15 protein-coding genes are annotated in these 13,127 nt (G+C 63.0%); 3 read left to right on the top strand and 12 right to left on the bottom strand.

The annotated features are described in order from the left end of the window. The first annotated feature begins 184 nt into the window (after positions 1–184). Positions 185–787: a phasin family protein gene (locus GTP27_RS08250; protein WP_229633543.1), complete on the top strand. Its 603-nt coding sequence runs from the start codon at positions 185–187 to the stop codon at positions 785–787. 105 nt (positions 788–892) lie between these two features. On the opposite strand, the gene GTP27_RS08245 is transcribed toward GTP27_RS08250, so the two are convergent. Genes GTP27_RS08245 through GTP27_RS08200 form a run of 10 tightly spaced genes read right to left on the bottom strand, consistent with a single transcriptional unit; the run spans position 893 to position 9,973 of the window. Next, on the bottom strand, positions 893–1,798 hold the full coding sequence (locus GTP27_RS08245) for an ACP S-malonyltransferase (RefSeq protein WP_161038689.1): 906 nt from the start codon (positions 1,796–1,798) through the stop codon (positions 893–895). Continuing rightward, positions 1,795–2,763 (bottom strand): triphosphoribosyl-dephospho-CoA synthase MdcB, encoded by a 969-nt coding sequence (mdcB, locus tag GTP27_RS08240; protein ID WP_161038688.1) that lies wholly within the window; start codon positions 2,761–2,763, stop codon positions 1,795–1,797. The genes GTP27_RS08245 and mdcB overlap by 4 nt, the downstream gene beginning before the upstream one ends. Further along, positions 2,763–3,437 (bottom strand): malonate decarboxylase holo-[acyl-carrier-protein] synthase, encoded by a 675-nt coding sequence (gene mdcG, locus GTP27_RS08235; RefSeq protein ID WP_161038687.1) that lies wholly within the window; start codon positions 3,435–3,437, stop codon positions 2,763–2,765. Before mdcG ends, mdcB begins: the two co-directional genes overlap by 1 nt. A gap of 7 nt (positions 3,438–3,444) precedes the next feature. Beyond that, positions 3,445–4,173 carry a biotin-independent malonate decarboxylase subunit gamma gene (gene mdcE, locus GTP27_RS08230; RefSeq protein ID WP_161038686.1) on the bottom strand — a complete coding sequence of 243 codons (729 nt, stop codon included), beginning with the start codon at positions 4,171–4,173 and terminating at the stop codon, positions 3,445–3,447. A gap of 1 nt (position 4,174) precedes the next feature. Further along, positions 4,175–5,077, bottom strand: a complete 903-nt coding sequence (locus tag GTP27_RS08225) for a biotin-independent malonate decarboxylase subunit beta (protein WP_161038685.1) — start codon at positions 5,075–5,077, stop codon at positions 4,175–4,177. After that, on the bottom strand, positions 5,074–5,388 hold the full coding sequence (gene mdcC, locus GTP27_RS08220; protein WP_161038684.1) for a malonate decarboxylase acyl carrier protein: 315 nt from the start codon (positions 5,386–5,388) through the stop codon (positions 5,074–5,076). The genes GTP27_RS08225 and mdcC overlap by 4 nt, the downstream gene beginning before the upstream one ends. Positions 5,389–5,398: 10 nt before the next feature. Next, the gene (gene mdcA, locus GTP27_RS08215; RefSeq protein ID WP_161038683.1) at positions 5,399–7,051 is read right to left on the bottom strand and encodes a malonate decarboxylase subunit alpha; all 1,653 of its coding nucleotides are present in this window, start codon (positions 7,049–7,051) and stop codon (positions 5,399–5,401) included. Beyond that, positions 7,051–8,400 (bottom strand): TRAP transporter large permease, encoded by a 1,350-nt coding sequence (locus GTP27_RS08210; protein ID WP_161038682.1) that lies wholly within the window; start codon positions 8,398–8,400, stop codon positions 7,051–7,053. The genes mdcA and GTP27_RS08210 overlap by 1 nt, the downstream gene beginning before the upstream one ends. Beyond that, on the bottom strand, positions 8,397–8,960 hold the full coding sequence (locus GTP27_RS08205) for a TRAP transporter small permease (RefSeq protein ID WP_371865897.1): 564 nt from the start codon (positions 8,958–8,960) through the stop codon (positions 8,397–8,399). Before GTP27_RS08205 ends, GTP27_RS08210 begins: the two co-directional genes overlap by 4 nt. Continuing rightward, the gene (locus tag GTP27_RS08200) at positions 8,957–9,973 is read right to left on the bottom strand and encodes a TRAP transporter substrate-binding protein (protein WP_161038681.1); all 1,017 of its coding nucleotides are present in this window, start codon (positions 9,971–9,973) and stop codon (positions 8,957–8,959) included. The genes GTP27_RS08205 and GTP27_RS08200 overlap by 4 nt, the downstream gene beginning before the upstream one ends. Before the next feature lie 130 nt (positions 9,974–10,103). On the opposite strand from GTP27_RS08200, the gene GTP27_RS08195 reads away from it, so the two are divergent. Then, positions 10,104–10,766: a GntR family transcriptional regulator gene (locus tag GTP27_RS08195; protein ID WP_161038680.1), complete on the top strand. Its 663-nt coding sequence runs from the start codon at positions 10,104–10,106 to the stop codon at positions 10,764–10,766. A gap of 60 nt (positions 10,767–10,826) precedes the next feature. Here the strand turns inward: GTP27_RS08195 and GTP27_RS08190 are convergent, their stop codons facing one another. Continuing rightward, entirely contained in the window at positions 10,827–11,276 is a 450-nt protein-coding gene (locus GTP27_RS08190; protein WP_161038679.1) for an RrF2 family transcriptional regulator, read from the bottom strand. A gap of 37 nt (positions 11,277–11,313) precedes the next feature. After that, positions 11,314–12,510, bottom strand: coding sequence for a multidrug effflux MFS transporter (locus GTP27_RS08185; protein WP_161038678.1), 1,197 nt, complete (start codon positions 12,508–12,510; stop codon positions 11,314–11,316). A 112-nt stretch (positions 12,511–12,622) separates the two neighbouring features. Between GTP27_RS08185 and GTP27_RS08180 the strand changes: the two genes are divergently transcribed. Next, positions 12,623–13,120 (top strand): MgtC/SapB family protein, encoded by a 498-nt coding sequence (locus tag GTP27_RS08180; protein ID WP_202416619.1) that lies wholly within the window; start codon positions 12,623–12,625, stop codon positions 13,118–13,120. Positions 13,121–13,127 lie beyond the last annotated feature (7 nt).

Here is a 13,127-nt window from a genome sequence, read left to right as displayed (position 1 = left end):
CTCGATTCTAGGTGTGCACCTTTGATCTATATCAGAGGTACCACTCCTGTGTCACGTAGCCTTGTCATTCGCGCTGCCTAAGCGGCGTTGAACCGGTTCAAATCATTCACAGTTACACATCTTTTATCGAGGCTTATCTATGTATCCATATTCTCAATCTGTCACCCCCGCCGCAAAAAATCACATGGAAGCGCAACTGTCGTTCTTTAACGATATGTCGAAGTCGCTGTTCCGTACTATGCAGCAATACAGCGATCTGAATATCCAGCTGGCCCAGACTATGCTGGAAGAAGGTACCAAGGCTGGCCAGCATATGATTACGTCGCATCGTCCAACGGAAGCGTTTGCCGCTGTGGCTGCACATGCTCAGCCGACGGCTGAAAAAGTCCGTGCCTATCAGCAGCACCTGTCCCGTATCGCCGCCGACACCCAGGTGGACCTGTCCAAAGTGGCCGAGGAACATGTGCAGGAAACCAGCCGCACGGCCAAGGCACTGGCCGACGAAGTGGCGCGCGTCACTTCGGAGGAAACCGAAAAAACCATGCGCAACCACCAGGATGCGCTGGAAAAATTCAGTGATCCATTTACCAGCTATAACGATGGCATGCGCCAGTCGCGTGGCAGCGAAATGCGCGGCACGTCGACCATGCAGAGTGCCGGTCAGCATAGCGGCGATATTCGCGAAGGCAATATGCAGGGTGGCCAGACGGCACAGTCGCCCACTGGCAGCAGCACCACTCAGAGCACGGCCGGGGCGAAACCGGCTGGCGCCCGCAAAGACAGCTAGGGCGCTGACCTGAGGCCAGCGGCCTTGGCACTGCAAGGGATGCAACATGGTGTTGTATCCCTTGTCGTTTGGGCGCTGCCGAACGGGTTCTGGCGGAGCGCGTGTTCAGGCTTCGCTGCAGCGCTCCAGCCAGCGCAGTATGCCATCGAGGCTGCGGAAGTCGGCCACCGAACGGGTGCTGATGTGCGGATGGCGCTGCTGCAGCATGCGCGACAGGGCAGCACCCGGCCCCAGTTCCAGCGCATAGCTGATGCCTGCTTCGGCGGCGGCGTCCATGCAGGCCGACCAGTGGATAGTACTCGCTAGCTGGCGCGCTAGCTGGTCTACAGCCATGGCCTGCTGCTGCACGGGCACCGCGCTGATGCCCGCTAGTACAGGCGCTTGCGGGAACTGGAAAGGCGTTTGCGCCAGCAAGGCGGCAAACGGCGCGACGGCAGCCTGCATATAGCGTGTATGCGAGGCTACGGCTACCGGCAGATGGGTACAGCGCCCGCCCTGCTGCGTTAGCGCCTGTTCCAGCGCCGCGCGCTGGCTGCCGGGGCCGCCGGCAATGCAGCTATCTTCCCCTGTTTCAATGGCGAGTTCGTAGTCGGATGCCTGCAGCAAAGGCAGTACCCGCGTCAGCGCGATGCCGGATACGGCCAGCAGCGTCTGGTCCGGTTCGGTCTGGGCCGCTTCATCCATCAATTGCGCCCGCGCGCTCGCCAGCTGCACGCTGGTGGCTGCGCTGTAGGCGCCTGCCACGCCATAGGCGGACAGTTCGCCTATCGAATAGCCTGCCACCATCGCTGGCGCTGGTGCGCGTGGGCGCAGCGCCGTCCACATGGCCAGTGTCGCGGCCACAATCAGCGGCTGGGCATGGCGGTTGGCGTAGATCTGATCCATGGCAGGCAGGGGCAGGCTGGCCAGCAGCGCGGCTGCCTGTGCATCGCTGCGGGCCAGATCGAACATGTCGGCATGCTGGCCGCCCTGGCCCGGACAGAGCAGTAGCAGACGGCCGTTGTCGTTCATGCTGCAGGTCCGGCCAGTGCCTGCACCAGACAGCTGGCGGCGAGCAGGTCGGCGGCACCGCCCGGCGACAGCCGCAGGCCGACAAAGTTCTGGTGATCCTGCAGTGCCAGCGTGTGCCAGCGCTGATGGGCTGTGCCGCCCAGTGCAAGAAAGCGCTGCGCCTGCTGGCGTACAAACTGCGCTCCTGCGGGACCGGCGCGGTGGTAGACATTGCTGTCGCTGACATGGGCCATCAGCGCATACAGCGTGTCGATGCGGGCGCAGCGCGGGCTGGCGCCGCGCGCCGTTGCCGCCAGCAGGGCCGGTACGCCTACTTCAAACACCGAGGGCAGGCCGAGCGCACCTTCTTCGCGGGCGCCGCTGACGGCGTAGCGTGCAGCCACGCGCAAGCCATTGCTGCTGTGCTGCTGGGCCGGTTTGACGGCGGCATGGCCCGCCAGTTCGCTGCCCCAGCGGATCAGCAGCACGGCGCGCAGGCTGGCTGGCGAACTGGCCATGCCTTGCGCGCGGGCGCGGCCGGCACTGGCGCACAGCAGCCCGAGGCTGAAAATCGCGCCGCGATGGGTGTTGATGCCGCGCGTGGCGCGCAGCATGGCCGCTTCCGCTTCGATGCCGAGCTGGCGCAGGTGAGAAAACGCTGCGTTGTCCCAGCCGGCCAGACAGATCTGGCGGAAGTAGTGACGCAGCGAGAACAGGCTGCGCACAAAGGTCCGCGCATCCATGTCGTCATGGCTGCCGTTATCGACCAGCGACACCAGCCCCGGCTTAGGGTATAGGCAGAGTTCCTGATACAGGCTGCGTACGGCCAGCCGCGCCACGCGGGCCGCATAGGCACGCGCTTCGGTCCGTGCCAGCAGGGCTGCACAGGCGCTGGCCGTAGCCTGTGCATCGGCAAGGCAGCGCGCAGCTGCTTTGCTTCTGGCTGGCACATTAGTGGCGATAGATGCTGTGTAGAGGTGGGCCATCAGTGCTGCTCCAGTGTGGCCAGCAGGCTGGCCGTGTCGCTCAGGCGCACACCTGCGCCAGTCTTGACCAGTACCTTGGCCTGACTGGTTTGTGCCTGCCGCCATTCTTTCCATGCCACGGCCTGATCGCCGGGGAAAATGATTTCGCCATCGAGCGGCAGACAGCCAGCGTAAGCGGTCAGCAGCGTCAGATACTGTTCCAGTTGCCTTGCGCTGCGCGGATGAAATAGCAGATCGATGTCCGAACTGTCACTGAGATAGGGCAGGCCGGTGAGCACCTGCATGGCCATCGAGCCATAGACCTGCAGGCCAAACGGCTGGGCTGCGTGGGCAAATTCGGCCAGACTGTCCTGCCATGGCGTGACGATGCCCAGCGTCAGATGCAACGGCAGGGCAGGCTTGATATGGGCGATATGGCGTCGCTCCGCTTTCAGGGCGATGCGCAGTTTGTGGCCGCTAATGGCGTCTGGCGGCATGGGCAGGCCAAGGCAGATCTGGCTAGGCCGCGCATCGGGCTCGTGGCGGCGCACCACCAGCGGCGCCTGACGCTGCTGCCACAGCAGCAGAGCGTCGCGGTGCTCGGGGCTGGCGCCCGCAAGGGCGGCCTGCCAGCCGCTGGCGTCGAGCCAGACCAGCTGGTGCCTGGCGGTGCGGAGTGCGCTGGCGGCAGGCATAGTCTGCTTAGCGGATCTGCACAGCACCACCGTGCAGCACGGCGTCGATGACGGGCTGGGTGTAGCGCCGCCCCCCCCGTTCCAGACCAAGTCCGCTGCGGATGTCGCCTGCCAGCGGCTGGGCCAGTGCGGCACGCAGATGGGACGCCAGATTGCCTTGCCAGATGGCGTACAGCCCGCCCATGCGCTGGTAGTTTTCCGGACCCGGCGCGAACACGGGATTGCTCTGCGCCAGTTCCGTCAGCCGTTCTTCCGGCACCTTGGTAATCCGTGCCATGGCGGGCAGGCCCATCACGCGGATGGTGGCGTCGGGCAGGGCATAGCAGGCATCGGCCATCAGACCACTGGTAATGAAGCCGCCCGACAGGGCCTGATCGTACACCAGCCCGATGATGCGGTGGCCCTGACGGCGTGCCAGATCGACGCACTTGCCCAGATGGGCCATATAGCTGTTAATGCCCAGCATTTCGTCGCGGTGGCGCAGCCGCTGGCCCTGCGTATCGATCAGCATCAGGATGGGCATGCGCGGATGCTCGCGCACGATGCGCAGGATGGCTTGCGCCTGCGCCAGTGCGATTTCCACGCCGATCGGGGTGTGTTCGGTGGTGCCGATCACGCCGATCTGCTGGCCTTCGAACTGGCCATAGCCGCTCAGGAAGCAGTCCTGTTCGCTAATGCTATGGCCGTCCGGGAACAGGCCGGCGGCGATACTTTTCCAGTCAGTTTTGGCGTGCATCTCAGGCTCCCATCCGGCGCTTGCTGGCCGTTGCAATGAAACTCTCCACGTCCAGCATGGGGATGTTGGCGGCATCGGCTATCTGCATGGCGCTCCAGATCTCGACCGGATCGCGCAACTGGCCGAACTGGACTATGCGCTGTTCCAGCATCTGCTGTTCGGCTTCCAGCGCGCTCAGGCTCAGTGCTGCGTTCTGGCCCGCCAGCGCAGCAATCGCCTGTGCTGCCGCTGCACGGAAGGCGGCAATATCATCGGCCACGATGCTGTGGCAATCGCCCATCAGGTAGCGATGCTTGCCGCCCGTGCTACGCCACACCAGTGCGCGGTCGCGCGCATCGAATTCTTCCACGCCGCTGGCCGTTTCGATCACTTCCGGACCGGACATGGCCAGCCGGCCTTCTTCCGACATGATGACGACATTGGCGCAGCGCGCCACGATGCCCATGCCACCGAATGCGCCATTGGCGCCGCCTACCAGCACGATCACCGGCACGCCGGCAGCGCGCGCATCGAGCAGGGCGCGCATGACTTCGGACACGGCGATCAGTCCGGCATTAGCTTCATGCAGGCGCACGCCGCCCGATTCCACCAGCAGTACCACGGCGCTGGCCTGATCCTGCACGGCGCGGCGCAGCAGGCCCACCAGCTTGGCGCCATGGACTTCGCCCACGGCGCCGCCCATAAAGCCGCCTTCCTGTGCTGCCGTGTAGACGGTCTGGCCGTTCAGGCTTGCACGCCCCACGGCCACGCCATCGTCAAAGGCAACCGGCGCATTGAGCTGGCCCAGATGGGGGCTGATGACGCGTGCCGACGGCGGCAGGAATTCCTCGAAGCTGCCGGCATCGAACAGCTGTTGCAGCCGTTCGCGCGCCGTCGCTTCCTGATAGCTGACCGGGCGGCTCATGCTGCGTCTCCCAGCATGGTCTGCACTGCCTGATCCATGCGCAGACTGACCACGGCAGGCGTGGCGCCCATGTCGTTGATGGAGATGCGCGCATCGGCCAGCTGCCAGCGCTGCTGGAAGTCGTGCATGACGGCCTGCCAGATGGCGCCGAAGCCCACTGCTGCAGTCTGGATTTCGATGCTGCAGGCGCCGCCCAGATCGGCCGCCTCGATCAGCACTTCCAGATTGCCGGAACCGACCACGCCCACCACCTGCGGCTGCGCCGTCAGCGCACGACTGCCGTGTTCAAAACGATAATTCAGAGTTTCCATGCCGTGCTCCTTACCAGTTGCGGAAGCGTTTGGGCGGCTGATACAGCCCGCCCGACGCCCGCACCAGGTCTTTCATATTGCGCGCAGCCAGCAGGTCGCGCGTGGCCATGCGTTTGTCGATGCCGAGATCTTCGGCGCGCTGGATGATACCGCGATCGCGCAGATTTTCCACCATGCGCGCATCGCGTGCCAGTCCCACCGGGGTGTAGCCGGCCACGCCCCGTATGGCCTGCTCGCGCTCCTCGTCGCTGCGGCACAGCAGCAGATTGGCGATGCCTTCTTCGGTCAGGATATGGGTGACGTCGTCGCCGTAAATCATCACGGGCGGGATGGCCATGTCAGCCTGCTCCATCAGCGTCCACGCGTCGAGTTTTTCCACAAAGGCCGGCTGCATGTGTTCGCGGAAGGTTTCTACCATCTGCACCACCAGCTTCTGGCCGCGCGGGATGGTATTGCGGCCTGCGCGCGCCTGTGCTCCGGCCTTCAGCCATGCCGGGCTGGCGTGGCGCCGGCCACGCGCATCGGCGCCCATGTTGGAGGCGCCGCCGAAACCGGAAATCCGTCCTGCCGTAGCGGTGGAGGAGTTGCCCTGCAAGTCGATCTGCAGGGTGGAGCCGATGAACATATCGCAGGCATAGTGGCCGGCGGCCTGACACATGGCGCGGTTGCTGCGCATGGTGCCGTCGGGGCCGATGGCAAACACGTCGGGGCGGGCATGGATGTAGTTTTCCATGCCCAGTTCGGAACCGAAGGAGTGCACCGATTTGACGAAGCCCGCTTCGATGGCCGGAATCAGGGCCGGATGGGGGTTGAGCGCCCAGTGCTGGCCTATCTTGCCGCGTAAGCCCAGCGATTCGGCGTAGGTGGGCAGCAGCAGCTCGATCGCGGCCGTGTCGAAGCCGATGCCGTGGTTAAGCCGCTGCACGCCATATTCGGCATAGATGCCCTTGATGGCCATCATCGCCATCAGCACCTGTATCTCGGAAATCTGCGCCGGATCGCGCGTGAACAGCGGTTCGATGTAGTAGGGGCGGGGCGACTGCACGACAAAATCTACCCAGTCGGCCGGCACATCGACGCGCGGCAGCTGTTCGACGATGCGGTTGACCTGCACGATCACGATGCCCTGCTTGAAGGCGGTGGCTTCGACGATGGCCGGCGTGTCCTCCGTGTTCGGCCCCGTGTACAGATTGCCGTGCCGGTCGGCTGCTTCGGCGGCGATCAGGCAGACCCGTGGCGGCAGATCGACAAAGTAGCGGCTGAACAGTTCCAGATAGGTGTGGATGGCGCCTATGTTCAGTTTGCCGGCCGAAGCCAGCCGCGCTACCCGCGCCGCCTGCGGGCCGGAGAAGGAAAAGTCCAGCCGCGCCGCGATGCCGCGCTCGAACACATCGAGGTGCTCGGGCAGGGCCAGCACCGACTGCAGCATGTGCAGCTGGTTGATGCGGGCCGGGTCGAGCCTGGCCAGCGCCTGGCCGAGGAAGTCGGCCTGCTTCTGGTTATTCCCTTCAAGGCAGACGCGGTCGCCGCATTCGAGGACTGCATGCAGCAGATCGGCAATGCGCGCAGCGGGCAGGCTTTTGCCCTCGAGCTCACTGCCGAGCAGCGTGGCAGCACGCTGCAAACGTGCAGCACGGTTCTGCTGTAGGGTGTTCCAGTTCATTATTTTGCTCCCATGATCAGGTCAGGCAGGCCGGTAGCAATGGCGGGGAAGAAGCACAGCAGCACCACCGCCAGCAGCATCAGGAGCAGGAAGGGGAATACGCCCCACACCACATCCTTGAGCGGAATGTCCGGTGCGATGTTCTTGATGACGAAGATGTTCAGGCCGACCGGCGGATGGATCAGGCCCATTTCCATTACCACCGTCATGACGATGCCGAACCAGATCAGGTCGAAACCGGCATCTTTCAGCGGCGGCAGGATGATGGGCGCCGTCATCAGGATGATGGAGACGGGCGGCAGGAAGAAACCGAACACGATCACCATCAGCAGGATCACGGCCAGCAGCAGCCATTTGGACAGGTGCAGGCTGACTACCCATGCGGCGGCAGACTGGCTGATGTGCAGATAGCTCATCACATAGGAATAGAACAGCGACATGCCGATAATCAGCAGCAGCATGGTCGATTCCTTGATCGACGAGCTCAGTATCGGCGACAGCTCGCTGGGCCGCCACACGCCATAGATCACGGCCAGCAGCAGCATGGCCAGCAGCGCACCCAGACCCGCCGTTTCCGACGGCGTGGCAAAGCCGCCATACAGCGCCACCATCACGCCGATCAGCAGGATGATGAAAGGCAGCACGCGCGGCAGCATTTCCACTTTCTGCGCCAGCGTGAAGTGCTCGTCTTCCAGATAGGCCGATTTGGCGCCACCCTGGTTATACACCTGCAGTGCCAGCTGGTACTCCTTGCGGGCGCGGTACACGGCGTAGCCGGCAAACAGCACGACCAGCAGTATGCCGGGGCCTATGCCGGCCAGGAACAGACGGCCTAGCGACTGTTCGGCCGCCACCGCATACAGAATCATGGTGATCGAAGGGGGCAGCAGTATGCCCAGCGTACCGCCCGCCGCGATGATGCCGGCGGCGAAACCGGGCGAGTAGCCGCGCTTGCGCATTTCCGGAATGCCGGCCGAGCCGATGGCCGAGCAGGTGGCTGGCGAAGAGCCGGCCATGGCCGCAAACAGGGCGCAGGCAAATACGTTGGCAATACCGAGGCCGCCGGGGATTTTATGCATCCATGTGTGGATAGCCGAATACAGGTCCTTGCCCGCCGGTGATTTGCCGATGGCCGCACCTTTCAGAATAAACAGGGGGATGGACAGCAGCGTAATCGAAGCCATTTCCTCGTACACGTTCTGGGTGATGGTGTCGAGCGAGGAGGGCGGCATGCAGAAGTACATGAAGCCGGTGGCCACCACGCCCAGTGCAAAGGCGATGGGCAGACCGGAGAACATGATCACCAGCGTGGCGATGCCGTACAGCGCGCCTAAAGTCAGATCGCTCATGCGGCACGCTCCGTAGCAGCTTTGTTGGTGATGCGGGCCAGCGTCTGCAGTACCAGCTGCAGCGACAGCAGGCTCATGCCGAGCGCCATCATGCCGTAAGGGATCCACAGCGGTGGCGCAAAGGTGGAGGAAGTGGTCTGGCCATCGACATAGGCTTCATGGAACAGGGTCCACGATTTCCATGCGAAGAAGCAGCAGAACAGCGCCGACACCAGATCGACCAGCAGCAGACGGGCCGCATTGACGCGTGGCGGCAGCAGGCCGGCGATGGCTTCGATGCCGATATGGCCGCGCTGCGACTGCACGTAGGCCGTGCAGAAGAAGGTCACGCCCACCAGCATGAACACGGATGCTTCATCCTGCCAGTCGGTGGGCGCCTGAAAGAAGTAGCGCGACACCACCGAATAGGTGAGGATCACGGCGGTGAGCACCAGCGCGATCATCGACAGCCGCATCAGGCCACGGTTGATGGTGGCCAGCAGCGCCATGGCAGCAGCGATGGCGCGGTTATCCGGCACGGCAGCAGTCCGTGCCGGTTCCAGTTCGAAACCGTGGCTCACAGGGTTTTCTCCGCCAGTTTCAGCAGTCTGGCGCAGTTTTCATTGCGTTCGCCGTAGTCTTTCCATGCCGTGGTGCGGGCGATTGCCTGCCATTTTTTCAGCGCAGCAGGATTCAGGTCCACCACTTTGGCCTTGGCCTTGCTGTAGACATTGGCCACTTCGGCATCGTCGGCCTTGGCGGCATTCTGGGCGAAAATTTCCAGTTCGGCGCCGACAGCGAGGATGGTGGCCTGCTGCTCCTTGCTCAGTCGGTCGAACACGGCTTTCGACATCATCAGCGGTTCGAACATGAACCAGTAGGCACCGGCGCGGCCCGTGGTCAGGGCTTTCGAGACTTCTTCGAGGCGGAACGAGATCAGCGACGTGGAGGAGGTGAGGGCCGCTTCCATCGCGCCGGTCTGCATGGCGGCATAGATTTCGTTGGATGGCAGCGACACCACGGCGGCACCGGCCGCTTTCAGAATCAGGTCCATTTCGCGCGAGCCGCCGCGGATCTTCATGCCCTTGGCGTCTTCCGGATCGATTACCGGCTTGGTGCGCGATGCCATGCCGCCGGCCTGCCAGATCCAGCTAATGAGCACGATACCTTTTTCATTCAGGATGCGGTTCAGTTCCTTGCCCACTTCGGCGTTTTTCCAGCCATACGCCTGTTCGTAGGAAGTGACCAGGCCCGGCATCAGGCCGATATTCACTTCCGGCACTTCGCCACCCGCATACGACAGCGGAACCAGCGATAGATCAAGTGCGCCCTTGCGCATGGCGGAGAACTGGGCGTTGGTTTTCATCAGCGACGAGCCCGGATAGATCTCGAATTTCAGGCTGCCCTTGCTGCGTTTCTCCACTTCGGCGGCAAACATGCGGGTCAGACGGTCGCGGAAATCGCCTTCATTGATAGTGCCACCGGGGAACTGGTGGGAGATCTTGAGCGCGGTGTTCTGGGCCCATACAGGCTGTAGCAACAGGGGGCTGGCGGCCAGCGCGGCCAGCACGGACCGGCGGGTAAAAGTACTCATGTTTCCTCCAAGGATGGGTCTATTATGCAACGCTGTTTTTTGTGTATACAAGAATATCCTGTTCAAATACATTGTCAAGCAGTTTTGAACACTTATAATGAAGCTTGTTATACACAAGGTTAGAAACACCATGACTACCCATTCCGCCACCCTGCGTGAAGAAATCGAAGAAATGATTGCTGTTGGTGCGCTCAAACCGGGCCAGCATCTGGATGAAACAGAGCTGGCGGCGCGCTTTGGCGTGTCGCGTACGCCTATCCGCGAAACCCTGATCCAGCTAGCCTCGATGGGGCTGGTGGTGATCCGCCCGCGCCGGGGCGCCATCGTGGCCGAACTGGGCCCGCAGCAGCTGGTAGAAATGTTTGAAATGATGTCGGAGCTGGAAGCCACCTGTGGCCGGCTAGCCGCACGGCGTATGACGCGCGAAGAGCAGCAGGCCCTGCTGGCAGCCCATCAGGATTGCATGCAGGCGATGGAGTCGGCAGAGCCCGATGTGTATTACTACAAGAACGAGCTGTTCCACGAAGCCATCTATGCCGGCAGCCACAACCAGTTCCTGATCGAGCAGACCCGCGCGCTATACCGCCGTCTGCGGCCCTATCGCCGCTTGCAACTGCGGGTGCGTGACCGGCTGTCGAATTCCTATCGCGAGCATGACGGGGTGGTGCAGGCCATCATCGAGGGCGATGGCGAGCGCGCTGCGCAATTGCTGCGCGAGCACGTGATGATACAGGGCCAGCGTTTCTCGGATCTGATGGCATCGCTGCCGCAGTTGCAGCTGTTTGCTGCCTGACTTGATACGGCGCAGTTGCTGGCCGACGGCGGCTGACCGGTGCGACCGCAGCCCGGGCGCTCAGGCCGCTGCGCCGCGCTGCAATTTGATGGGGCGGGCGCTGCCTTTGGCCGGCGGCAGCAGGTCCTGCAGCGTCTGTTTGTCCAGTACCGCCAGAAATGCTTCCATGGCGTCGTGCAGCGAGTGTTTGAGCACGCAATCGGGCGTGATGGCGCAGGTGTCGTGGGCGCGGTCGAAGCATTCGGCCACGTAGAAGTCGCTCTCGGTGCTGCGGATGACGGCGCCGATGTTGATGTCCTTGGGTTCCTTGGCCAGCCGCAGGCCGCCATTGCGACCCCGCACGGTTTCCACCAGCCCCGCCAGCCCCAGCTGGTACACCACTTTCATCAGATGGTTCTTCGAAATCGCGTGGGTATCGGCGATGTCCTGTATCGTCACCAGACGGTCGCGGTGCGCACTGAGAAACAGCAGCGTGCGCAAGGAATAGTCGGTGAAAGTGGTCAGGCGCATAGACAGGGCAGGTTGGACAGATCAGTCTACTATTCTATTACAAGCGGGCCGCATCCGCTGTTTTTGGCTGGCCAGCCTGCGCCCAGATCCATGCCAGCACACTGACAATCAGACTGAGCAAAACGCCCCACGCCAGCTTCAGTGCGCTATCGAACAGCAGCGGCGCCACCAGTCCCGATACCAGCGCAAACAGTATCATCTGTATGAACGACTGCATGGACGAGGCCAGCCCGTTATTGTTGGGGAAGTATTCGAGTGCCAGCAGCGACAGCGGCGTCATGGCCAGCGCCAGACCGAAGGTGTAGATGAACAGCGGCACCACGGCCCATGGCACGGCAGCCGTGAAATAGCTGTTGTAGGCCACGTTGAGTACGCCAGCGGCCAGCATGACGGCGAAGCCGGCCCATACCTGCGCTGCGCGGGAAGTGCGGTGGGCGAACTTGCCGGACAGTGCAGAGCCTATCACCATGCCGCTGATCAGCGGCACGAACATCCACGCGAACGCCGTTTCGGGCAGATGCAGGATGTCCATCACGAAGTAGGCGGCCGAACCGATATACAGCGCCACACCGGCAAAGCTGGTGCCCACCGCTACCGACAGCAGCAGGAACTGGCGATGGCACACCACCTTCCAGTAATTGGCGGCGATCACGCCGGGGTGAAAGGGATGGCGGTCTTTTTGCGCCAGACTTTCCGGCAGCATGCGCTGCACGGCCACAAACATCAGGATGCCGAAAGCGGCGAGGAACCAGAATACCGAGCGCCAGCCAAAGCTGACCTGCAGCCAGCCGCCCAGCACGGGGGCGATGGCGGGGCACAGGCCGAATATCATCATCACATGGGACATGATTTTCTGCGCCGTGGCGCCGGAGAAGCGGTCCTGAATGATGGCGCGGCCCACCACGGAACCGGCACCGGCCGCCAGTCCCTGCACGATGCGGCAGGCCAGCAGCACACCGATGGACGGCGCCAGCGCTCCGGCCACCGAGGCGGCTATGTACAGCACCAGCGAGATCAGAATAACCGGGCGGCGGCCGAACGAATCCGACAGGGTGCCGTAGAACAGCATCATGAAGGCAAAGCAGAACAAAAACATGCTGAGCGTCTGCTGGATCAGCAGGGGGCTGGCATCGAGACTGCGGGCGATGGCGGGGAAGGAGGGCAGATAGGTATCAATGGCCAGCGGGCCGACCATGGAGAGGCCGGCCAACAGCAAGGTCAGCAGTGTATTCATGTGGGTGTACCGAGGAGTTGACCCGACATTTTACGCGATTTGCTGTTTTTGCATCGGCGCAGCCTGTGGCGGAGTAGAATTCGCTTATCGAATAGATAAGCTATGGCAGAACATGACGGAGTTGATCGATTACTGGGACGTGCTGGCGCGGCTGGTGGTAGCGCTGGTGTTTGGCGGCATCATCGGGCTGGACCGCAATCTGCACGGCAAGCAGACGGGCCTCAAGACGCTGGGGCTGGTGGCGCTCGGCGCGGCACTGGTCACCATGGCCAGCATGGAATTCGTCACGGCGCCCGGCAGCTATAGCCGCGAAGCGCTGAGCCGGGTCCTGCAGGGCGTGATTACGGGCATAGGCTTTCTCGGCGCCGGGGTGATAGTGCTGGACCGTAATTCCTCCAAGGTACGGGGCCTGACCACGGCCGCCTCGATCTGGGTTACCGCCGGTATCGGCATCGTCTGCGGCATGGGGGGCTGGCGCATCGCCGCCATGGCGCTGCTGCTGGTGCTGGCCCTGTTCATACTGGGCCACCCGCTCGAACGCCATCTGCATAACCGCTGGATGCGCAAGAGCGATACCGAGCGCGACGAACTGACCCGGCATGAAGACTGAGGCCCGC

This window comes from Duganella qianjiadongensis, assembly GCF_009857915.1.
Taxonomy (GTDB): domain Bacteria; phylum Pseudomonadota; class Gammaproteobacteria; order Burkholderiales; family Burkholderiaceae_D; genus Rugamonas; species Rugamonas qianjiadongensis.
Note: the sequence above shows the minus strand (reverse complement) of the source record. Positions and strands in the feature narration are given on the sequence as shown.